The organism is Kribbella amoyensis, from assembly GCF_007828865.1.
GTDB lineage: Bacteria > Actinomycetota > Actinomycetes > Propionibacteriales > Kribbellaceae > Kribbella > Kribbella amoyensis.
Genome location: NZ_VIVK01000001.1, coordinates 1594849 through 1616553 on the forward strand (window position 1 = coordinate 1594849; position 21705 = coordinate 1616553).

Annotated in this window: 24 protein-coding genes; 13 read left to right on the top strand and 11 right to left on the bottom strand. The window is 70.2% G+C overall.

Annotation, left to right across the window (positions count from 1 at the left end):
* Positions 1–18: 18 nt before the first annotated feature.
* A complete protein-coding gene (locus tag FB561_RS07665) occupies positions 19–630 on the bottom strand; it encodes a TetR/AcrR family transcriptional regulator (RefSeq protein WP_145804454.1) in 612 nt (203 codons plus the stop codon).
* Positions 631–754: 124 nt separating this feature from the next.
* On the opposite strand from FB561_RS07665, the gene FB561_RS07670 reads away from it, so the two are divergent.
* Genes FB561_RS07670 through FB561_RS07685 form a run of 4 tightly spaced genes read left to right on the top strand, consistent with a single transcriptional unit; the run spans position 755 to position 4865 of the window.
* The gene (locus FB561_RS07670) at positions 755–2341 is read left to right on the top strand and encodes an ABC-F family ATP-binding cassette domain-containing protein (RefSeq protein WP_145804457.1); all 1587 of its coding nucleotides are present in this window, start codon (positions 755–757) and stop codon (positions 2339–2341) included.
* Positions 2328–3188, top strand: a complete 861-nt coding sequence (locus FB561_RS07675; protein ID WP_145804459.1) for a Vgb family protein — start codon at positions 2328–2330, stop codon at positions 3186–3188. The genes FB561_RS07670 and FB561_RS07675 overlap by 14 nt, the downstream gene beginning before the upstream one ends.
* Before the next feature lie 56 nt (positions 3189–3244).
* Positions 3245–4156 (top strand): UbiA prenyltransferase family protein, encoded by a 912-nt coding sequence (locus FB561_RS07680; RefSeq protein ID WP_145804461.1) that lies wholly within the window; start codon positions 3245–3247, stop codon positions 4154–4156.
* Between the two features lie 22 nt (positions 4157–4178).
* Positions 4179–4865, top strand: a complete 687-nt coding sequence (locus tag FB561_RS07685) for a 2OG-Fe(II) oxygenase (protein WP_145804463.1) — start codon at positions 4179–4181, stop codon at positions 4863–4865.
* Positions 4866–4907: 42 nt separating this feature from the next.
* Here the strand turns inward: FB561_RS07685 and FB561_RS07690 are convergent, their stop codons facing one another.
* On the bottom strand, positions 4908–5390 hold the full coding sequence (locus FB561_RS07690; RefSeq protein WP_145804465.1) for a MarR family winged helix-turn-helix transcriptional regulator: 483 nt from the start codon (positions 5388–5390) through the stop codon (positions 4908–4910).
* A gap of 51 nt (positions 5391–5441) precedes the next feature.
* Here FB561_RS07690 and pip point away from each other — a divergent pair, with 51 nt between their 5' ends.
* The gene (pip, locus tag FB561_RS07695; RefSeq protein ID WP_145804467.1) at positions 5442–6392 is read left to right on the top strand and encodes a prolyl aminopeptidase; all 951 of its coding nucleotides are present in this window, start codon (positions 5442–5444) and stop codon (positions 6390–6392) included.
* A gap of 55 nt (positions 6393–6447) precedes the next feature.
* Positions 6448–7257, top strand: coding sequence for a phytanoyl-CoA dioxygenase family protein (locus tag FB561_RS07700; protein ID WP_145804468.1), 810 nt, complete (start codon positions 6448–6450; stop codon positions 7255–7257).
* A 3-nt stretch (positions 7258–7260) separates the two neighbouring features.
* On the opposite strand, the gene FB561_RS07705 is transcribed toward FB561_RS07700, so the two are convergent.
* A complete protein-coding gene (locus tag FB561_RS07705; protein ID WP_145804471.1) occupies positions 7261–8229 on the bottom strand; it encodes a helix-turn-helix transcriptional regulator in 969 nt (322 codons plus the stop codon).
* A 92-nt stretch (positions 8230–8321) separates the two neighbouring features.
* Here FB561_RS07705 and FB561_RS07710 point away from each other — a divergent pair, with 92 nt between their 5' ends.
* Both FB561_RS07710 and FB561_RS07715 read left to right on the top strand, forming a co-directional pair.
* Positions 8322–9296 (top strand): ATP-binding cassette domain-containing protein, encoded by a 975-nt coding sequence (locus FB561_RS07710; RefSeq protein ID WP_145804473.1) that lies wholly within the window; start codon positions 8322–8324, stop codon positions 9294–9296.
* Complete coding sequence (locus FB561_RS07715; RefSeq protein WP_145804475.1) at positions 9293–10105, top strand: ABC transporter permease; 813 nt, start codon at positions 9293–9295, stop codon at positions 10103–10105. The genes FB561_RS07710 and FB561_RS07715 overlap by 4 nt, the downstream gene beginning before the upstream one ends.
* Positions 10106–10148: 43 nt before the next feature.
* On the opposite strand, the gene FB561_RS07720 is transcribed toward FB561_RS07715, so the two are convergent.
* From FB561_RS07720 to FB561_RS07740, 5 genes are all read right to left on the bottom strand, one after another.
* On the bottom strand, positions 10149–11483 hold the full coding sequence (locus FB561_RS07720) for an erythromycin esterase family protein (protein WP_145804476.1): 1335 nt from the start codon (positions 11481–11483) through the stop codon (positions 10149–10151).
* A gap of 103 nt (positions 11484–11586) precedes the next feature.
* A complete protein-coding gene (locus FB561_RS07725) occupies positions 11587–12018 on the bottom strand; it encodes an SRPBCC family protein (RefSeq protein ID WP_202880561.1) in 432 nt (143 codons plus the stop codon).
* A 33-nt stretch (positions 12019–12051) separates the two neighbouring features.
* Entirely contained in the window at positions 12052–12891 is an 840-nt protein-coding gene (locus FB561_RS07730; protein WP_145804478.1) for an alpha/beta fold hydrolase, read from the bottom strand.
* Positions 12876–13439: an anthrone oxygenase family protein gene (locus tag FB561_RS07735; RefSeq protein WP_145804480.1), complete on the bottom strand. Its 564-nt coding sequence runs from the start codon at positions 13437–13439 to the stop codon at positions 12876–12878. The genes FB561_RS07730 and FB561_RS07735 overlap by 16 nt, the downstream gene beginning before the upstream one ends.
* Positions 13436–14278, bottom strand: a complete 843-nt coding sequence (locus FB561_RS07740; protein WP_145804482.1) for an NAD(P)H-binding protein — start codon at positions 14276–14278, stop codon at positions 13436–13438. The genes FB561_RS07735 and FB561_RS07740 overlap by 4 nt, the downstream gene beginning before the upstream one ends.
* A gap of 87 nt (positions 14279–14365) precedes the next feature.
* Between FB561_RS07740 and FB561_RS07745 the strand changes: the two genes are divergently transcribed.
* A complete protein-coding gene (locus tag FB561_RS07745) occupies positions 14366–15304 on the top strand; it encodes an AraC family transcriptional regulator (protein ID WP_145804484.1) in 939 nt (312 codons plus the stop codon).
* Here FB561_RS07745 and FB561_RS07750 read toward each other — a convergent pair.
* Together FB561_RS07750 and FB561_RS07755 are read right to left on the bottom strand one after the other, a co-directional pair.
* Positions 15293–15991 carry a dienelactone hydrolase family protein gene (locus FB561_RS07750; RefSeq protein WP_145804486.1) on the bottom strand — a complete coding sequence of 233 codons (699 nt, stop codon included), beginning with the start codon at positions 15989–15991 and terminating at the stop codon, positions 15293–15295. The two genes, FB561_RS07745 and FB561_RS07750, sit on opposite strands and share 12 nt — an antisense overlap.
* 9 nt (positions 15992–16000) lie before the next feature.
* On the bottom strand, positions 16001–17239 hold the full coding sequence (locus FB561_RS07755; RefSeq protein ID WP_145804488.1) for an MFS transporter: 1239 nt from the start codon (positions 17237–17239) through the stop codon (positions 16001–16003).
* 82 nt (positions 17240–17321) lie between these two features.
* Between FB561_RS07755 and FB561_RS07760 the strand changes: the two genes are divergently transcribed.
* From FB561_RS07760 to FB561_RS07775, 4 genes are all read left to right on the top strand, one after another.
* On the top strand, positions 17322–18224 hold the full coding sequence (locus tag FB561_RS07760; RefSeq protein ID WP_145804490.1) for a LysR family transcriptional regulator: 903 nt from the start codon (positions 17322–17324) through the stop codon (positions 18222–18224).
* 164 nt (positions 18225–18388) lie between these two features.
* A complete protein-coding gene (locus FB561_RS07765) occupies positions 18389–19462 on the top strand; it encodes an ABC transporter ATP-binding protein (protein ID WP_145804492.1) in 1074 nt (357 codons plus the stop codon).
* A gap of 78 nt (positions 19463–19540) precedes the next feature.
* Positions 19541–19969, top strand: a complete 429-nt coding sequence (locus FB561_RS07770; RefSeq protein ID WP_202880562.1) for a protein-tyrosine phosphatase family protein — start codon at positions 19541–19543, stop codon at positions 19967–19969.
* A 32-nt stretch (positions 19970–20001) separates the two neighbouring features.
* The gene (locus FB561_RS07775; protein WP_145804494.1) at positions 20002–20397 is read left to right on the top strand and encodes a RidA family protein; all 396 of its coding nucleotides are present in this window, start codon (positions 20002–20004) and stop codon (positions 20395–20397) included.
* Here FB561_RS07775 and clpX read toward each other — a convergent pair whose 3' ends face one another.
* Positions 20398–21654 (bottom strand): ATP-dependent Clp protease ATP-binding subunit ClpX, encoded by a 1257-nt coding sequence (gene clpX / locus FB561_RS07780; RefSeq protein WP_145804496.1) that lies wholly within the window; start codon positions 21652–21654, stop codon positions 20398–20400.
* Between the last annotated feature and the right edge of the window lie 51 nt (positions 21655–21705).

Below are 21705 nucleotides of genomic sequence, written 5' to 3' on the forward strand. Positions count from 1 at the left end.
CAACGGTGTAGAGGCAGACTAGTGCCGCAACAACCCCGCGATGGCGGCAGCGGCGGAATCTCTCGCGTACTGGTCAGCCTCCGCCCGGCTCATCCGCGATCGTCGGAGGACCAGCTGGTGGTACAGCGGTGACGTCGCCGCCATCACCACCCGCGCGGCCGCGGTATCGCCCGGTACCTCGCCTCGCGTGATCGCCCGCTCGACCACGACGGCGCTGCGCTCGTACCGGTCGTCCCAGAACCGGGTGAGCGCCTCGGCGGCCTCCGGAGTACGGAACGACGCCGCGATCACGGCCAGGGTGACCGACGAATCGCCCGACAACGCCTCCCGGACCTCGCGGTTCAGCGCCACCAGATCTGCCTCCAGCGAACCCGTGTCCGCCGGCGCCCAGGTGTCGTCCACGCCCGCCTCCAGCAGGTCGACGAGCAACCCGGCGACCGTCTTCCAGCGCCGGTAGATCGTGGTCCGGTGCACCCCCGACCGGGCGGCGACCCCGTCGATCGTCAGCCCGTCGTACCCCGTGTCGGCGAGCTCCGCCTGCACGGCCTCCAGCACCTGGTCACGGACCCGCGCACTACGGCCGCCAGGACGACTCGTGGCATTCCGGGTTGCCCTCGACGCAGTGGTCATGCAATCATCTTAACGCAACATTCGTCGCATTAAGGGAGAAGCTCAGTGATCCTCTGACCCGCCGCCGTTCCGGTGGTCCACCAGCCACCGTCCGAACAGACCCCGCGTGTCAGGAGGTACACCCATGTCTGCCCAGCTCTCCCTGCACCACGTCACCAAGTCGTACGACCACCGCCTCGTCCTCGACGACGTCTACTGCGCGTTCCCGCCCGGCCGGATCAGCGGCCTGATCGGTGAGAACGGTTCGGGCAAGTCGACGTTGCTCCGGTTGCTCGCCGGCGTCGAAGCACCCGACGACGGCACCGTCACGGTCGCCGGCGCGGGGATCGGGTTCCTGGCCCAGGACAACCCGTTGCCCCTGCACCTCGACGTCGCCGCGGTCGCCGATCACGCGCTCGCCGAGCTCCGGCAGCTCGAACGGCGGTTGCGCGAGCTCGAACTACTCCTTGCCGAGGGCAACCTCGGCGTGCTCGACGAGTACGGCGACCTGCAGAACGCCTTCGAGGCCCGCGAGGGGTACGACGCGGACGCGCGGCTCGCCCGGGCGACGTACGGGCTCGGGCTGAACCGGATCCCGTCGACCCGGCGGCTGGCCGAGTTGTCCGGCGGCGAACTCGCCCGGCTGCACCTGGCCGCGGTGCTGGCCGCCTCGCCCGAGGTGCTGTTGCTCGACGAACCCACCAACCACCTCGACGTCGCCGCGTCCACCTGGCTGGAGAACCACCTCCGCTCCCGGCGCGGGACGACGGTCGTGGTATCGCACGATCGCGCGTTCCTGGAGCGCACGGCGTCCACGTTGTTCGAGGTGGACGGTGACACGCATCGCGTCACCCGGTACGGCACCGGGTACGAGGGCTATCTGGTCGAGAAGGCGGCCGAGCGGGCCCGGATCGCGCAGACCCGGCAGACCTGGGAGGACGACGTCACCGCGATGCGGGCCACGGTCCGGACCACCGCGGACCGGGTCGCGTACGGGAAGCCCATGAAGGACAACAACAAGGTCGCGTACGACCGGGCGACCGGCCGGGTGAACGAGGCCGAGCGGAGCAAGATCCGCAACGCCAAGGAGCGCCTCCGCCGGTTGGAGGCCGACCCGCCTCCCGTCCCGGCGAAGCCGCTGGAGTTCCGGGCCTCGCTCCGGACCGGGACCCGGCAGGCGGGCGTGATCCTCGACGCCGTCGGGGTCTCCGTCGGGCACAGGCTGCACCCCCAGTCCCTGGAGATCGACGCGAGCAGCCGGATCCTGATCACCGGACCCAACGGCATCGGTAAGTCCACGCTGCTCGACGTCCTCGCGGGCGACCTCGCACCGGACACCGGGTACGTCGACCGCCGCGGCGCCGTCGGGTACCTGCCCCAGGAAGTGACCGAGACCAAGCCGGACGAGACCCTACGATCGGCGCTCGCGAGGCATCCCGGGGCGGCCGGGCTCGGCTTGTTCCGGCAGGAGCAGTTGCCGACCCGGATCGGCCAGTTGTCGACCGGGCAACGGCGCCGGCTCGCCCTCGCCAGGTTGCTGACGGCAAGGTACGACGCGTTGCTGCTCGACGAGCCGACGAACCACCTGTCCCTGGTCCTCGTCGAGGAACTCGAGGCCGCCCTGGACACGTACGACGGCGCGCTCGTCGTGGTCAGTCACGATCGCAGGTTCGTCTCCCGCTGGCGCGGCGAGATCCACGAGATCAAGGAGGAAGCCCTTGTCAGCCACTGAGTTCACCCTCACCACGGCCGGAGAGGGACCGTACGGCGTGGTGGTGCGCGGCGACGAGGTGTGGACGACCCTGGTCCACGCCGGCGCCGTCGCCCGCCTCGTCGACGGCGACGCGCACCGCTTCGACCTGGGCGCGCCCGAGTGCCGGCCGAGTGTGCTCGCCGTCGGACCGGACGACGCGATCTGGTTCACCCGCAGCGGCGACAACAAGCTCGGCCGGATCGCCGGCGACGAGGTCACCACGATCGCGGTCGAAGGCGGCTCGCCGTACGGCGTTTCAGCGGGACCGGGCGGGGTCTGGTTCACCGTGATGGACGCGGACCTGATCGGCAAGGTGGATGCGGCCGGCGCGGTCACGCAGTACGAGATCGGGACGACGGGCGGATTCCCGGCGATGATCACCAGCGACGGCGAGGAGCTGTGGTTCACCCTCAACGCCGCGAACGCGATCGGCCGGTTGACCACCGACGGCGTGGCGACGACGTACCCCTTGCCGACCGAGGCCGCTGGTCCGGTCGGGATCAGCGCCGGTCCGGACGCTGTCTGGTTCGTGGAGATCCTCGCCGGGCAGGTCGGGCGGATCGACCGGGACGGCAAGATCGAGGAGTTCCCGTTGCCGGACCGGGCGTCCAAGCCGCACGCGGTCGCGGCGACACCGGACGGCGGTTGCTGGGTGACGTTGTGGGGATCGGGCGAACTGGTCCGCCTGGACGCGACCGGCACGGTCGTCCGCACCGTTGCCCTGGGCGACGGGTCCGAACCGCACGGGCTCGCGCTCGCCGCGGACGGGTCGGTCTGGGTCGCGCTGGAGCGGGGTTCCGTTGCTCACATTCCGCCTGCGGGGTGAGCTGATTCACCCGCTGGAGTGAAGCCCGGCCCGCCGCCGAGGAGGAGTGTGGAGCCGTGACCACACTGGTGGCGGTTCGGGCTCGTCCCAAGCTGAGGGACGTGCTCGCGGTAGGGCGGCCGGCGTTCTGGATCGTCTCGGTCGTCCCGTACTCGGTGGGCATCCTGCTGGCGACGCGCAGCCTGGTGCCCCCGGCGGACCTCTGGCCGCGGCTCCTGCTCGGTGCCGTCGTGATGGGTCCTCTGCTCTGGCTCGCCGTGCTCGCGATCAACGACGCGTACGACCTGCCCGGCGACCTGCTCAATCCGCGGAAGTCGAAGTCGCCGTTGCTCGACGGGCGGGTGACGCTGACCGCGGCCAAGCAGCTGTCCGTCGCCGCGGGCGCCACGGCGATCGTGGTGGGCCTGCTGGTCGGCTGGGTGTTCACGCTCGGCGTCGTCCTCGCGTTGGTGCTCGGCTGGGCGTACAGCGTGCCGCCGGTCCGGCTGAAGACGCGGGCCGGGTTCGACGTCGCGGTGAACTCGCTGGCGCTCGGTGCGTTCGGGCCGTTGGCGGGCTGGGCCGCGGTGACTCCGGATCTCAGCGACTTCCCGTGGGTGATGGCGTTGCAGGGCACCCTGGCCGCGGCCGCGCTCTACCTGCCGACCACGCTCGCCGACGTGACCGCGGATCGCGCCGCGGGGTACCGGACGATCGCGGTCCGGCTCGGTGAGCGGGCGACGTACCGGCTCGGGTTCGCGGCCTGGATCGCGGCGGCCGGGTTGTCGGTCCTGCTCGCGGCGCTCGACCACGTGATCCCGCGGGGCATGCTGGTACTGGAGGTCGTGATGGTGCCCGTCCTCGTGCTGGCGTACCACCGGCTGATCACGCCGCGGATGACGTTCGGCCCGGTGATCGTTCTCGCCGGCCTCTTCCTGATCCCGTGCGGCACCTTCGCGCTGACGTACACCGGCGTCCTCACACTCTGAGCCGCCGGACCGTTCCACCGGTATGACCTTCGACTGGAACGCGTTGACGGCAGAGCTCGACGCGGTCGGATGCGCGCTCACCCCTCGCGTCCTGACCGCTGAACAATGCCAGGAGATCTCCGGCCTGTACGACCAGGTGGACCGGTTCCGGAGCACGGTCGACATGCAGCGGCACCGCTTCGGCTCGGGACAGTACCGGTACTTCGCCCATCCACTGCCCGAGGTGGTCGGCAAGCTGCGGGAGTGGTTCTACCCGCACCTGCTGCCGGTCGCCCGCGACTGGGCCGAGCGACTCGGGCAGCCGGCACCGTGGCCGGACACGCTGGCCGAGTGGCTGGAGATGTGTCATCAGGCCGGGCAGACGCGGCCGACCCCGATCCTGCTCCGGTACCGCGGCGGCGACTGGAACGCGTTGCACCGTGACTTGTACGGCGACCTGGTGTTCCCGCTGCAGGTGGTGATCGGGTTGGACCGGCCGGGCGTGGACCACGAGGGCGGCGAGTTCCTGCTGGTCGAGCAGCGGCCGCGGGCCCAGTCGCGGGGCACCGTGACGTCGTTGCCGCAGGGACACGGGCTGATCTTCACCACGCGGGACCGGCCGGTGGAATCGGCGCGCGGCTGGTCGGCGGCGCCGGTCCGGCACGGCGTGAGCACCGTACGGTCGGGGATCCGGCACACGCTCGGCCTCGTCTTCCACGACGCGGCCTGACGGATCCCGCAGGCCTCACTCAGGCTGGGGCTAACGGCAGCCTCAGCTCGGCGGCAGTCCGAGCGATTCACCGGCCTGGTCGGCGATCCGCTCGCGGAACGGTCGGCGGCCGACTGCCTCGACGATCTCGGCCAGCACCTTCCCGAGCGGCGCCGACAACTCCGCGTCCAGTCCGGCCATCGCCGCGCTGGTCGCCTTCCACTCGGCCTCGATCACCGGCAGGAGTTCGCGCGCCTTGCCGGTGAGGTGCACGACGCGTTGACGGGCATCCCGCTCACCGGGCTGCTGCGTGACCAGGCCCGCCTTCGTCAGCTGGGCGACGGTCTGGCTCGCGGCCGAGTGCGTGACCCCGACCGCGGTCGCCAGCTCACGGACCGACAACGGGCCACCGGCAACGAGGGCCCGGACGATCGGCGAGAACCGCGGCCGGTACCCGGGCAGCCCGAGGTCGACGTACACCTTGGCCACGTCACCGTCGAGCAGCTCCAGCACGTGCCGTAACCGGGTGCCGATCGCGTCGTCCATGCGTACACTCTAACAGCGCTGTTACATTTACCTCGTTGCTGGAGGCATCGCATGGGCCAGGAGACCGAGCCGTACGACCGCGGGCACCTCGACGTCGGCGACGGGCAGCTCGTCCACTGGGAGACCTGCGGCAATCCGAACGGGAAACCGGCGGTCGTCGTGCACGGCGGACCCGGGTCCGGCGCGGGCCCGTTCTGGGTGCGGTACTTCGACCTGACCAAGTACCGAGTGGTCCTGCTCGACCAGCGCGGCTGTGGGCGAAGCCTGCCGGACGCCGCCGAGCCGGACGCGGATCTCAGGACGAACACCACGGCCCACCTGATCGCGGACCTGGAGAAGCTGCGGATCCACCTCGGCATCGAGAAGTGGCTGCTGCTCGGTGGATCGTGGGGTGCGACGCTCGGTCTCGCGTACGCAGAACGGCATCCGGGTTCGGTGTCCGAGATCGTCCTGTTCAGCATCACCAACACGACGCGGCGCGAGGTCGAGTGGGTGACGCGGGAGATGGGCCGCGTGTTCCCGGAGGAGTGGGAGCGATTCCGGGACGGCGTACCGGAGTCGGAGCGGGACGGGAACCTGGCCCTTGCGTACAGCAAGCTCCTGCACGACCCGGATCCCGCGATCCGCGAGAAGGCGGCGCGGGACTGGTGTACGTGGGAGGACGTGCACGTCTCCACTTACGGCGGGCACAAGCCGGACCCGCGGTACGACGACCCCGTGTTCCGGCTGCGATTCGCGCGGCTGGTCACCCACTACTGGGGGCACGCGGCCTGGTTGGAAGAGGGGCAACTGGTCCGGGACGCGGGCAAGCTGGCAGGGATCCCGGGCGTGCTGGTCCACGGCCGGCTCGACGTCAGCAGCCCGGTCGAGACGGCCTGGCGGATGGCGCGGGCCTGGCCGGAAGCCGAGCTCCACCTGGTCGAACAGGAGGGTCACGGTCTCGGCGGAGCCTCCACGGGCGAGCTGGTGCGGGCCGCGCTGGAGCGGTTCTCGGATCGCTGAAAGTTGATCGCTCACTGATCTTTACAGCGCTGGACATCACCGGGACCCTGGTGTGATGACTCTGGCCGGCAGTGACCTCGAGACCGACTACGCCCTCGACGGCGCGGCGATCGCGCACTTCACGGAGCACGGGTTCGTCAAGCTGAAGAACGTGCTCAGCCCGGCGACCGTGGCGGCGTACGAACCGGAGATCACCGGCAAGGTGATCGAGCTGAACACCCAGCACCTGCCGATGGCCGAGCGGGACACCTACGGCAAGGCGTTCCTGCAGGTGACGAACCTGTGGCAGGACAGCGAGCGGGTACTGGAGTTCGTGTCGTCACCGCGGCTGGCGCGGATCGCGGCGCAGTTGCTCGGCGTCCGCTCGGTCCGGCTGTACCACGACCAGGCGCTGTACAAGGAGTCCGGCGGCGGGGTCACGCCGTGGCACGCGGACCAGTACTACTGGCCGTTCTCGACCGACCGCTGCGTGACGGTGTGGATCCCCCTGCAGGAGACACCGATGGAGATGGGCCCGCTCGCGTTCGCGGCCGGCAGCCATACCTTCGAGCACGGCCGCGACCTGCCGATCAGCGACGAGTCCGAGGCGGTCCTGCAGCAGGCGCTCGCCGACCAGGACTTCCCCGAGCACGTCGGCCCGTACGAGCTCGGCGAGGTCAGCTACCACCTCGGCTGGACCTTCCACCACGCCCACGAGAACCGGACCGGGACCCCGCGCCGGGTGATGACGGTCATCTACGTCGACGCCGACATGGTCGTCTCCGAGCCGGTCAACAGCGAGCAGAAGGCCGACCTCGCCGCCTGGCTCCCCGGCAACCAACCCGGTGACACCGTCTCGTCGCCGCTCAACCCGATCCTGTACTGACCGTCAGGAGGCCGCCGCGGTGTAGCGGGCGGCCAGGTGGTGCGCGGCTTCGAGCAGCTCGGGTGGGCCGACGAACTCCAGGTCGGACTCGAACATGCCGAAGGTCGCGGCCAGGCCGGTCCAGGACCAGGCGGACAGGATCAGCCGGCAACTCGTCGGGGTGAGCTCCTCGACGATCGCCTCGCGGCCGGCCCAGCGGACGATGTCGGACGCCTTCGCCTGCAGGATCGCCTCACCGCGGCACGGGAACTGGGTCTGGCCGGCGAACCGGGACGAGATGTACGTCGCGACGTCGGGTGCGGGCAGTTCGCGCGGGGTGAACCGCGGCCCGGTCGGCGTCTTCGGCAGCATCCGGTCCACCCGGAAGGTCCGCCAGTCGTCCCGCTCCAGGTCCCAGCCGACCAGGTACCACCGGCCGCCCCAGGTGACCAGGTGGTGCGGCTCGACCCGGCGCGGTGGCCGCCACTCGTCCGCGTCGGCACCGGGTGAGGCGTAGTCGAACCGCAGCACCTCGTGGGCCCGGACCGCGGTACCGATCGCGATCAGGTGCTCGGAGTTCACCTTGGCCCGGCGGGACCCGGCGTACCGGTCGACCGTGGTGACCTGGAGGGCGTCGACGCGTTGCCGCAGCCGGGCCGGCATCACCTGGCGCACGGTGGCGAGCGCCCGGAGCGCACCCTCCTCGATCCCGGTGACCGTGGTGGTCGCGGTCTGCAGCGCGACCGCGACGGCGATCGCCTGGTCGTCGTCGAAGAGCAGCGGTGGCAGGTCGGCCCCGGCGTCCAGCCGGTACCCACCGTCCGGGCCCTTCGTCGCGCGGACCGGATAGCCGAGGTCGCGGAGCCGGTCCACGTCCCGGCGGACCGTTCGCGGGCTCACTTCGAGCCGATCGGCGAGCAGGGCACCCGGCCAGTCGCGGCGGGCCTGCAGCAGGGACAACAGCGCCAGGAGTCGAGCCGAGGTTTCGGACATGGCTCCAGATTGGCAGAGATAGAGGCCAGAACCTGTCCTGTTCTGCTGGAAATGTCGGACCCGACAGCCCGACAGCAGAAGGAGAGATCCCCGTGATCAGCACCCGAGCGCTCACCAAGGACTTCGTGGTGAGCCGTACCGAGACCGTGCACGCGGTCCGCGGCATCAGCCTGGACGTGCAACCCGGCGAACTCGTCGCCGTGCTCGGTCCGAACGGCGCCGGCAAGACCACGACCCTGCGGATGCTCACCACCCTGATCGCCCCGACCGCCGGCACCGCCACGGTCGCGGGGTACGACGTGACCGCGGACCCGGCCGAGGTCCGCCGCCGGATCGGGTACGTCGGCCAGGGCAACGGGGCCGGGCACGCCCAGCGGGTCGGCGACGAGCTGGCCGGCCAGGGCGTCATCTACGGTCTCGACCGGCGGGCCGCCAAGCGCCGGGCCGCCGATCTGCTGGACAACCTCGAACTGACCGACCTCGCCCAGCGCAAGGTGTCCGACCTGTCCGGCGGTCAGCGCCGCCGCCTCGACGTGGCGATGGGTCTGGTGCACGCGCCCGGGCTGCTCTTCCTGGACGAGCCGTCGACCGGCCTCGACCCGCAGAACCGGGCGAACCTGTGGGACCACATCCTGCGGATGCGGGCCGAGTACGAGATGACGATCGTGCTCACCACGCACTACCTGGACGAGGCCGACTCGATGGCCGAGCGGGTGGTCGTGGTGGACCACGGCGAGGTGATCGCCGACGACACCGCGGACGCGCTGAAGTCCAAGCTGGCCGGTGACAAGCTCCGGCTGACCGTCGCACCCGCCGACCAGCCGAGGCTCCGGGTCCTGGCCGAGAAGTTGCCCGGTGCAACGGATATCGCGGCGGACCACGACACGCTCACGCTCCGGGTGGCCGACGGGCCGGCCGCGTTGCCGGCGTTGATCGTCGCCGCCCAGCAGTCCGGCGTACCGGTGGCGGCGGCGCAGGTGCACCGCCCGACCCTCGACGACGTCTTCCTCAACCTCACCGGCCGCAGCCTGCGCGAGGCCGACGCGAACGGAAAGGCCGCAGCATGACCACCCTGACAGTCCCCGCCGTGACCCAGCGGACCACCGAGCCGGTCCGCCGCAACCTGCTCCGCGACATCCGGATCGTGATGGTGCGCGAGCTCAAGCCGGTCGTCCGCGATCCGTTCTCGCTGTTGTTCGGCATGGTCCAGCCGCTGATCTTCCTGGCCCTGTTCGGTCCGCTGTTGTCCGGGTCGCTGGGCGGCTCGCTCGACGGCGGGGTGTGGCAGTGGTTCGTCCCCGCGATCCTGGTGATGACGACCTTGTTCGGGACTTCGGCGACCGGCGCGAACCTGTTGTTCGAGTTCCAGACCGGCGCGCACGAGCGGATGCTGGTGACGCCGCTGTCCCGGTCGTCGCTGCTGATCGGGCGCGCGCTGAAGGAGATGGTGCCGCTGTTCGGCCAGGCGGTGATCGTGATCGCGGTGATGGTGCCGTTCGGCTTCGACCTGCACCTGGACGGAGCCGTCGTGGGACTGGCGTTGCTGGCCGTCTTCGGGATCGGGCTGGGCTCGTTCAGCTACGCGCTGGCGATCGCGGTGCGCAAGCAGGACTGGATGTTCTGGATGGTGCAGCAGACCTTCCTGTTCCCGCTGATGATCCTGTCCGGGATGCTGCTCCCGCTGGAGACGGGGCCGGGCTGGATGCGGGCCGCGTCGAAGTTCAACCCGCTGTCGTACCTGGTCGACGCGGAGCGGACGCTGTTCTCCGGCGACGTGTTCTCGACGACGGTGCTGTGGGGTTGGGTCGCCGCCCTCGTCACCGCGGCCGTCGGTCTGACGGTCGGCATCCGGACGATGCTCCGCTCGGCCGACTGACCACGAAGGGTGCCCGCCGTCGCCGGCGGGCACCCTTTGTCGTTCAGCGGAGACGGGCCGCGCTGACCTCGTTGAGGTGGATGAGCAGGTCGTACGAGTCGCCGAGTGCGACCTGGCTGTCCGGCCAGGGGTACGCGGTGCCGATGTCACGCGTGGGCCGGGCCACCTCGAGCCAGGACTTCGTTGCGTGCGGCAAGTTTCTGAGGTCGAGCAGGTAGTCGTCGTGGCGGACCCGGTCGAGGGTGTGCTCGGTGTTGCCGGCCGGGGCGCTCGGGACGGTGAACGTCCGCATCTTGCCGTCGGCCGTGTCGATCGCGTTGAACGACCCGTGGTCGAAGCTGAGCCCGACGTTCACGTAGCCACGACCGAGCGTCTCGCGCAGGAACTCGCCCTGCAGCTTCGGGTACTCGGCCGGCACCGACGACTTGTACGCGATGTGGCCGTTGTGCGCGGACAGGACGACCTTGCCGCCCGTGGTCCGGGTCCACCAGGCGACGTTCGCCGCCATCGTCTCGTCGCGGAACCGCATCGCCTGCGGCAGTACGGCCGGGTCCTCGACGTCGAACGAGAAGAACTTCGCCACCTGCCACACCACCTGCGCGTGCTGCTCGGCCCAGACCCGCTCGGGACCAGCCGGCAACGTCCTCACCAGGTCCGCGGCGCGCGCGGCGTCGGTCGCGATCCGCTGCCGCTCGGCCTGCGACTTCGCCCAGTACTGCGCGGTCCAGCGAGCGACCTCCGCGTCGGCGGGGATCCCCGCGTACAGGCGCTCGAGCTCTGGGACGACAGCCGGGCGGGTCTTTGCCGCGTACGCGGTGACGCGGTCGATCGTGGCCGGGCCGACGTAGCCGAGGTCGTCGCCGACGAAACGGAGTTTGCGGGTGTGGGTGCGGTTGTACGAGCGCATCCACTCGATCAGGTCCAGGTACTCCTCGACGTTCCAGAACCGGTACGCGTCCTGGAACTCGCGGCGCATGATCTCGCGCGGATCACCGGTCCCGGTCACCACGTACCGGTCGAGCAGCAGCCCGGTGCTCCAGCTGGCCTCGAGAGCGAAGGTGGTGAACCCCTTCTGCTCGACCAGCGCGCGGAACACCCGGTGCTTGAGCGTGAAGAACTCGTGCGAACTGTGGGTCGCCTCGCCCACCCCGACGACCCGCGCACCACCGACCATCGCGCTCAACGGACGCAGGTCGCGCAGGCTCCCACCCGGCTCGGTCGTCCTGAGCGGGACCGCGGCCCGGTTCAGGACCGGCACCGGATCGGGTGGCGCCTTCGTCGGGGCGGCGGTCGCGGTTGCGGTTGCCGTTGCGGTTGCCGTTGCCGTTGTGATGGGCAACAACGCGGCGACCAGCAGGGCGGACAACAGACGCTTCATCGGGGAACCTCCGGTACGGGTGACGTAGTCCCTCAACCCTTTCCGGAGCGGCCATCCCGGACCATCCCGCCCAGGCCCGGCCTGGTGGTGGAGCCAGCTCTACCTACAACTTGCCGAGGTTCTCCTTCAGGCCCTGCTCGGCCTCGTCACCGAGCTTGGTGAACTGCCCCTTGAACAGCGGCTCCACCAAGCGGGCCACGCCCTTGAACTGGAACTCGGCGCGATAGGTGACCTCAGTGCCGCCCTCGACCTGCCGGAACGTCATCGTGTCGAGCGCGACGACGGTCTTGTTGGACCCGCGGACCTGGAACACCCGGCCCGGCTCCAGCTGCTGGACGACGTACTCCAGCTCGGTCTCCCGGCCGTTGAACGACGAGACGTTCCGGTACCGGGTCCCGGGTCCGCCGTCGCCCTCCAGCCGGGCCATCGACACGGTACCGGGGTCCCACTCGACCGCGGTCTCGAAGTCGGACAGATAGCGGAAGACGGTGTCGACCGGCCGGTCCACGGTGACTGCTCGCTCGATGGTGATCACGCTCTCGACGGTACCCGGCGCACAAGTTTTGTATCAGTTCCGTGTGTGCTCCAGGATCGCCGGAACCGCCACGTCCCAGACCGGCCGGGGCAGTTCGTGCCCGGCGCTTTCGAGCAGGACCAGCCGAGCCCCGGGGATCTCCCGGGCCAGCGCCTCGCCGTGGGCCGGCGGGAGCAGCGGGTCCTCGGTGCCGTGCAGGACCAGCGTCGGCACGGTGATCCCGGGGAGCTGCGGACGGAGCGGGGCGCTGTCGTCCTCGAGGATCCAGTGGTTCGTCATCGCCGCCTCGACGTCGTGGGTGCGGTCCAGCATGTGCTGGAGCAACACGCGGCGGGCGGGTTCGTCGTACGGGTGGGTGCCACCGTAGAGCCGTTCTTCCGCGACGAGCGCATCCAACGCCGCCGCCGGGTCGGACCAGTCGGTGGGCGGCGCATCCGCGGCGAAGGCTGCCCGGATCCGGTCGGCCGGTGCCGGCAGGTCGTCGCCGAGCGGGCTGGTGGCGATCAGGGTGACGGTCCGGAGCCGGTCGGCGTGGTCGGCCGCGAGCCGCTGGGCGATCCCGCCGCCCATCGACAGACCGACCACGTGCGCCTTCTCGATCCCGAGCGCGTCCAGGATCCCGAGCGGATCGTGGACCAGGTCCGGGCCGGTGTACCCGGGTTGGCCAGCGGGATAGTGCACCGAGCGCCCCGTGTCGCGGTGGTCGTAACGGACCACGTACCGCGGACCGGCGGCGAGGCGCTCGCAGAACTCGGTCTCCCAGAAGTCCATCGCGGCGGACGCCCCGTGGATCAGCAGGATCGGCGGGGCGTCCGGCGCACCGAACGTTTCGAGGCAGAGGTCGATGTGACCCACCTTCAGGAGTTGTTCCATGGCGTCGCTCCACCGGTCGGAAGAGCACCACCGTAGTGGTTCCCCTGCGGCGGCGGCACCGCTTCGACCGAACCGCCGGACAGCAACCCCAGCCCGAAGGCGACCACGCCCAGCGTGCAGGCGATCGCGCGGAGGTTGTTGGCCGGGTTCCACTTGGCCAGGTAGTTCGACCACTCGGTGGCCCCCGCCGCCGTGGCCGGGTCCACGGCGGCGAGCTGGTCGTTCAGGGGGATGTTGACGGCGAAGCTGAGCACGATCACGCCGACCAGGTACAGCGCCGAGCCCGCGACCAGCCACCATTTGCCCGGGGTGTCCTGGACCAGGGCGACGATCCCGAGCACCAGGCAGACCAGCGCGGTGCCCATGAAGATCAGCAGGAACAGCGGGTTCTGGATCCGGACGTTGATCAGGTTCATCGCGGTCGCGCCCTGACCGGCCGGGAGGCGTTCGAGCGAGCTCATCACCGAGGTACCGAAGGCGAAGAACAGGCCGCCCATCAACGCCGTCCCGGTCAGCCCGGCGAAGGTGAGGATCCGGGTGAGCGTCACGCCCACACCCCCGCCGCGGCCGTGGTCCGGAGCCAGTCGCCGAAGTTACGGGGCGCCCGGCCGAGGACCTGCTCGACTCCGTCGGAGAGGTACTCGGACCGGTGGTTGCGGATCACCGCGAACAGGTCGCGGACCGACTCCGCGTCCTCCTGCGGAAGGCCGAACTGGACCAGCTCGGCGACGTGCTCCTCCGGGTCGAGGTCGACGTAGCTGATCGGCCGGTCGAGCACGGTGGACAGCTCGGCCGCGATGTCGGCCATGGTGAGCAGGGCCGGGCCGGACAGCGAGTACGTCTCGCCGGTGTGACGCTCGTCCAGCAACGTGGCGACCACCACGTCGCCGATGTCGTCGGTGTCGATCCACGCCTCCGAGCCGGTGCCCGCGGAGACCCGGAGCTCGCCCGCCGCCACGTAGTCGTACATGAAGTCCTCGCTGAAGTTCTGCATGAACCAGGCCGGCCGCACGATCGTCCAGTCGACGCCGCTGCTCTGCACGGCCTGCTCCAGTTCGAGGCCGCTGTCGTAGACCGCGAACTCGCGGCCCGGGCTGCCGACGCCGCGGCCGGACAGCAGCACCAGGCGCCGCAGTCCCTCGGTCGCCGCCTGCTTCACGAAGCGGCCGGCCTGCTCCAACCCGGTCGGACCGACCGGCGGCGCGAGATACGCCGTGTCGATCCCGGCGACGGCGCCGGACCAAGTGCTCTCGTCGTACCAGTCGAAGCGCTGCTCGCTCGATCGCGAAGCCAGCCGGACCGCGACGTCACGGGCCTGAAGCTGCTCGGCCACGCGGCGCCCGGTCTTGCCCTTACCACCCAGGATGAGAATCTCTGTGTTCGTCATGGCTTCAGTTCATCGCGGACGGGTGAGACTAACCATGGTTGTACGGCACACCTTCATGTTTCTCCGTCTCAGCGTAGGATCAGGGTCATGGACGTGCTCGACGATCTGCTGGCCGGCACCCGGGCCCGCGGCGGGGTGTTCAACCTGACCATCCTGGACCCGCCCTGGGGGCTGGAGATCGTCGACGAATCGCCGCTCGCGCTGGCCACGCTGGTCCGTGGTTCGGGCTGGATCATGCAGGCCGGCGCCGAGCCGGTCCGGCTGGCGGAGCGGGACGTCGCTGTCTTCCGCGGCCCCCAGCCGTACGTCGTCGCGGACACGCCGGAGACCGTGCCGAACCTGCGGATCCACCCCGGCGGCCTGTGCGAACCGTTGCCCGGGGCCCCTGTCGACTACAGCGCCCGGCTCGGCGTCCGGACCCACGGCGGGCGGCCCGAGGGCGAGGTGATGGTGGTCAGCGGCACCTATCAGCTCGCCGGCGACGTCAGCCGCCGGTTGCTGGCCGCGCTCCCGCCCGTCCTCGTCGTCCCCGCGGCCGACGTCGCCGGACACGTGATGGACCTGGTCCTCGGGGAGATCCAGCGCGACCAGCCAGGGCAGCAGAGCGTGCTCGACCGCTGGCTCGACCTGGCCCTGATCACCACGTTGCGGGCGTGGTTCGCCCGGCCGGAGTCGCACGCGCCCGGGTGGTACCAGGCACAGAGCGACCCGGTCGTGGGGCCCGCCCTGCGGATGCTGCACGACGAACCGGCGTACCCGTGGAGCGTCGTTGAGCTGGCGAACAGGACCGGCATCTCGCGGGCGAGCCTGGCCCGCCGGTTCACCGCGCTCGTCGGCGAGGCCCCGATGGCGTACCTGACCGGCTGGCGGATCACGCTGGCCGCCGACCTGCTGCGGGAGACCAACGACACGGTCGAGACGATCGCGCACAAGGTCGGGTACGCGAACTCCTTCGCGCTCTCGGTCGCCTTCAAGCGGATCCGCGGTCTCAGTCCCACCGCACACCGGCGGACGTCAGCCGCCTGACGCCTCGACGAACGCGAGCGCGACCGGCCAGGACAACCGGAACGCGTCCGCGTTGACCTCCTTGTCGTGCCGCGACCGGTCCGAGAACCCGTGGTCCGCGCCGGGGAAGAACTGGCTGATCGTGGCCCCCGTCGGCCGGGACTGCAGCGACGTCTGCAACGCCTCGAAGTCCGCCACCGGGACGACCGTGTCGGCACTCGGGTAGACCACCATCACCGGCGCCGTGATCGCGGCCGCGTCGGCGATCGCGTCGTACGAGTGGTTGGCGGCGAGCCGGGACGGCACCGTCGGGTGGAACGCGGTGACGCTCGCGAGCCGGTGCTCCCTTGCCGCGAGCAACAAGGCGAACCGGCCACCGAGACACCAGCCGATCACGCCCGCGCTGCCGCACTCGAGCTCGCCGAACAGGTGGTCGAGCAGCGTCGTCTGGTCCCGCAACACCTCGTCGTCGTCGAGCCCGCGCAGCAGCTCGGACAGCTCCTCGCGGGACGAGTTGTCCGTACTGCGCCCGTCGAACGGGTCCCACACCAGCGCGGTGATCCCCCGCTCAGCCAGCTCGTCGGCCCAGGCCCGCAGTTGCTCGCCGATCCCGGTGATCATCGGCAGCAGCAACATCCCGTGCCCGCCCCGGCCGGTAGTGGGTCGCGCCTGGTACGTCCGCAGTCCGCCCACCGTCACAAAGGTCATGCCCGCACGCTATCCGGCGGTGTTCGCGCGGACCATGCGGACTCCGGCCACGTTCACCAGGACCAGGATCAGCGCGGAGAAGATCAGCAGCGCCACCTCGGCCGGCAACAACGCGATCCCCAGACCGATCAGCAGGACCGGGATCACCAGCCCGGCGTACGCGATCAGGAACAGCGCGGCCAGGACCTCGCCGCGGGACCCCGGGTCGGCGAGCTGAGCCGCGGTCGCGACGGCGGCCCGGAAGACGAGGCCCACGCCGGCCCCGGCCACGACACCACCGGCGACGAACAGCGGCAGGCTCGGGATCAGTCCGCCGACCGCGATCCCGGCCAGGCCGAGCGACATCGCGGCCAGGCCGATCCGGAGCTGGTGCCGCCGGGTGAGCCGGACGAAGACGGCCTGGCTGAGCGCGCCCGCGACGAACACCGCGAAGGTGACGACACCGGCCAGCAACCGGGACGAGTGGTGCAGGACCCCGGCCAGGAAGGTCGGGGCGAGCGACGTGAACAGCCCGAAGATCGCGAACGCCGCGAACGCGCCGATCGCCGAGGCGAAGAACAACGGCTTCGCGTCGGCCGGCAACGCCACCCGCTGCGGCCGGTACGCCGGACGCGTCTCCCACCGCTCCACGGTCTCCGGCACCAGCGCGATCCCGACGGCACTGAGCAGCAACAACACCAGGAACACCTCGTACGGCCGTTCGAGCGGCCGCGTCCCGTACTCGGCGAGCAGCCCGCCGATCAGCGGACCGAAGGCGAGACCGCCGAGGTTGACCATGCTGGAGATCAACGCCGACCGGCTGCCGTCCTCCTCGGGCCGGGCGATCTGCCGCAGCTCGGACAGATGCGCGGTCGCGGTCGCGGTGAGCACGCCGACACCGACACCGCAGATGAACCGCGCGAGCAGCAGCCCGGGGACCGCGGACCAGAGCAGGAAGATCACGGCGGCAAGGACCTCGGCCAGGACGGCGAGCAGCGCGACCCGGCGCCGCCCGAGCCAGTCGCTGACGTGACCGGCCAGGTACAGACTCGCCATCACCCCGACCGCGTACGCCGCGAAGATCACCGTGATGAGGAAGGTCGGGAACCCGTCGCGCCGCTGGTACAGCGCGTAGAGCGGGGTCGGCACGGTGGAGAACGCCATCGTGATCAGGAACGCGGCGGCGATCACCCAGAAGCCGGTGCCGTGGGCGAACCGCATCCTTCTCCCGGTCACGGTCGCCTCACCGGGGTCGGTCAGTGTTGTCATAAGGCCAGGGTGACCCCGGAGATCTATCGAGTCCAACGAATCTTCTTGCACGCTCTGATCGCCGATCGCGATAATTCGTCCCGTGGACTCGAGACAGCTGGAGTACTTCGTCGCGGTCGCCGAGGAGCTGAGCTTCACCCGCGCGGCCCAGCGGCTCGTCACGGTCCAGTCCACCGTCTCGGCCGCGATCCGCACGCTGGAGGCGGACCTGAAGACGACGTTGTTCGACCGGTCGACCCGGCGGGTCACGCTGACCGCGGCCGGACAGGCGTTGCTCCCAGAGGCCAAGGCGGCCCTGGAGGCGCTGGACCGAGCTCGGTCCGTCGTCGAGGAGGCGTCGACCGGTCTGCGCGGCAGTCTGCGGATCGGGACGATGACCCGGCTCGGCCTGGTCGACCTGGCCGCCCTGCTCGGCGCGTTCCACCAGCGGTATCCGCTCGTCGACGTCCAGGTCACCACCTCGCCGACCGGGTCCAGCGGGCTCGCCGACGACGTCCGGCACGGCCGCCTGGACGTCGCGCTGGTCGGGCTCGGCCGGGCGGAGATGGCCGGCCTCACCGCGCGCGAGCTGGCGACGGTACCGTTCGTCGCCCTGGTGCCGTCGACGCATCGGCTCGCGACCCGGGAGTCGGTCGAGCTGGCTGAGCTGGCGGGTGAGCGGTTCGTCGACATGCTGCACGGATTCGGCAACCGGACCACGGTGGACCGGGCGTTCGACCTGGCCGGTCATCCCCGGCGGGTCCAGGTCGAGGTGCCGGACCTGACCACGGTGCCCGAGTACGTCCGGGCCGGGCTGGGCGTCGCCGTCGTCCCGGAGCTGGAGCGGCAGTCCGTCGCCGGCGTGACCAGGCTGCCGCTGGCCGACGGGAACCTGAGCTGGACGTTGTCGACGGTGACGTCGAGCGGACGGCCGCCGAGCCGCGCCGTCGCCGCACTGCTCGACCTGGTCGCGGACGCGATCCGCCCGGGTGGGACGTACTTCTAAGTTCTCGCCCGGAATCTCGCGCCGGAATGCGGGAGGGGTCGGCGGCGTTGTGTCGGTCGGCTTTGGTGATGGATCACCAAAACTCGCAGACACCCACATCCCTGGGGGCCTTTGCTACGGATCGTCCGGCACGTACCTGCCGGCGAAGGACGGAAGGACGCGAGATGGCGACTGTTTCCTACAAGGGCGCGACCCGGATCTACCCCGGGACCGAGCTCCCCGCTGTGGACCGGCTGGACCTGGACATCGAGGACGGCGAGTTCATGGTGCTCGTCGGCCCGTCCGGCTCCGGCAAGTCCACCGCGTTGCGCATGCTGGCCGGCCTCGAGGAGGTCAACGACGGCGCGATCTTCATCGGCGACCGGGACGTGACCGACCGGCCGCCGAAGGACCGCGACATCGCGATGGTGTTCCAGAACTACGCGCTCTACCCGCACATGTCGGTCGCCGACAACATGGGCTTCGCGCTGAAGATGCAGGGCCTGTCCAAGGACGAGCGGAACCAGCGCGTCCAGGAAGCGGCCAAGCTGCTCGGCCTGGAGGAGTATCTCGAACGCAAGCCGAAGGCCTTGTCCGGCGGTCAGCGCCAGCGCGTCGCGATGGGCCGCGCGATCGTCCGCAACCCGCACGTGTTCCTGATGGACGAACCGCTGTCGAACCTCGACGCCAAGCTCCGGGTCCAGACCCGCACCCAGATCGCCGAACTGCAGCACCGGCTCGGCGTGACCACGGTGTACGTCACCCACGACCAGATCGAGGCAATGACGATGGGCGACCGGGTCGCGGTCCTCAAGGACGGGCAGCTCCAGCAGGTCGACACCCCGCTGAACCTCTACGACGCCCCACGGAACAAGTTCGTCGCCGGGTTCATCGGCTCCCCCGCGATGAACCTGATCGAGGCGCGGATCGTCGACGGCGGCGCCAAGATCGGCGACTACCTGGTCCCGATCGAGCGCAGCCTGCTGGCGAAGGCGGGTGACGACGAGACCCTGACGCTCGGCATCCGCCCGGAGGCGTTCCACCTCGCCGACGACGGCCTGCCGGTCCGGGTCTCCGTGATCGAGGAACTCGGCTCCGACGCATACCTCTACGGCACGGCGGACCACACCGACGACCAGGTGATCGCCCGGATCACCACCCGCACCCACGGCGACAAGGGCGAGATCCTGCACCTCGCTCCCCAGCCCGACAAGCTGCACGTCTTCTCCTCCTCGACCGAGGAGCGGCTGAACCCGTAGTACGGCCACTCGGCTCGACACGTACTACGCACCCGGCCCCGGACGGATCCCTCTGTCCGGGGCCTTAGGGTGATCCGGGTGACGTGGAGTTCCGGGGATCCCGGCGTACTGGAGTTGCCGTCGGGCCGGCGGATCCGGGGGCGAGGCCTGCGCAATCCGCTGCCGACGGGACCGGATCCGGAGTACGGGGTCTATCTGCTCGGTAAGGAACCACCCGCGGTCAGCTGGGAGAGTACGTGGGTGCGGTGGCCCGACTTCCGGTTGCCCGCTGACGGTTCGGCGGCGCGCGTGGTCTTCGCGGAGGCGCTGGAGCGGGCGGGGTCCGAGCGGGTCGAGTTCGCCTGCGGTGGTGGGCGCGGGCGGACCGGTACGGCGTTGGCGTGCTTGGCGGTGCTCGACGGCGTACCGGCTGAGCGGGCTGTCGCATACGTTCGCGAGCACTACGACCGGCACGCGGTGGAGACGCCCTGGCAGAAACGGTTCGTGCGGCGGTTCAAATCCGATTGACCGGCGGTGGCGTTGTGCCGTTGGCTCAGGGTGTGACGATCGAACGGAGCAATCCGGCCGGGCTGCACGCGACGCCGGGCTACCACCACGTGACCAAGGTCGAAGCCGGGCAGCTCGTCTTCCTGGCCGGCCAGTGCCCGCTGCAGGAATCGGGCGAGCTCGCGCCCGGCGGGCTCTCCGGGCAGACCGCGCAGGTGATCGACAACATCCTGCTCGCCCTCGCCTCGGTGAACGCGAAACCCGACGACGTCGTGCGGACGGTGATCTACGTGGCGAGCGCCGACCGCGACGACCTGGCCGCGGTCTGGACCCAGCTGAACGACTCGTCGCTCGGCCTGGCCTTCAGCACCGCCAGTACCTTGCTCGGGGTCGCCCAGCTCGGCTTCCCGGGCCAGCTCGTCGAGATCGACGTCACCGTCGCACTCTGATCACGCGGACCTGCCCTCTGGTTCGGCGCGCCGGCGGCCTCGCGGTACGAGGGTCGGGTTCACGTTCTCGCGGACGGTGGGCTCGTCGATCACCACGCGGCTCACGTCGTCGCGACTCGGGACCTCGTACATCAGCGTCTGCAGGATCTCCTCGAGGATCGCCCGCAGACCCCGGGCACCGGTCTGCCGCATCAGCGCCAGCTCCGCGATCGCGGCGACCGCGTCGTCGGTGAACTCCAGCTCGACTCCGTCCAGTTCGAGCAGTTTTCTGTACTGCTTGACGAGGGCGTTCCGCGGCTCGGTCAGAATGCTGATCAACGCGTCCCGGTCCAGCGGAGCCACCGTGGTGAGCACCGGGAGCCGCCCGACGAACTCGGGGATCAATCCGTACTTCACCAGGTCCGGCGGCGTCACCTCGGGCGGCCGGACCTCGCCAGGGCGCGCGCCGAACCCGACACTGCTCGGCCGGGTCCGCTGCTCGACGATCCGGTCCAGCCCGTCGAAGGCACCGCTAAGGATGAAGAGCACGTTGGTGGTGTCGAGCTGGATGAACTCCTGCTGCGGATGCTTGCGGCCACCCTGCGGCGGGACCGACGCGACGGTCCCTTCGAGGATCTTGAGCAGCGCCTGCTGGACGCCCTCGCCGGAGACGTCCCGGGTGATCGACGGGTTCTCGCTCTTGCGGGCGACCTTGTCGATCTCGTCGATGTAGACGATGCCGCGCTCGGCCTTCTTCACGTCGTGGTCGGCCGCCTGGATCAGCTTGAGCAGGATGTTCTCGACGTCCTCGCCGACATACCCGGCCTCGGTCAGCGCGGTTGCGTCCGCAAGTGCGAACGGGACGTCGAGCATCCGGGCCATGGTCTGCGCGAGATACGTCTTGCCGGACCCGGTCGGGCCGATGAGCAGCACGTTCGACTTGCCGACCTCGACCGGCTCGGAGCGCGGCCGCCGGTCCGGGATGCGCTTGTAGTGGTTGTAGACGGCCACGGCCAGCGACTTCTTCGCCTGCTCCTGGCCGACCACGTACTGGTCCAGGAAGGCGTGGATCTCCCGCGGCTTCCGCAGCTTCGGCGCCCCCTCGTCGAGGTCGTCCAGGTCGTCGGCCAGGTCCTCGTCCGCGATCAGCTCGTTGCACAGCTCGACGCAGCCGTCGCAGATGCACAGCGGGGTGGGACCGGCGATCAGCTTGTTGACCTGCTGCTGACTCTTGCCGCAGAACGTGCACTTCAACTGCCCCACGGATCCACCTTTCAGATGATGTGATCATTTGGATGATAGCAACATCTGAAATACGCTGGGCCTGTG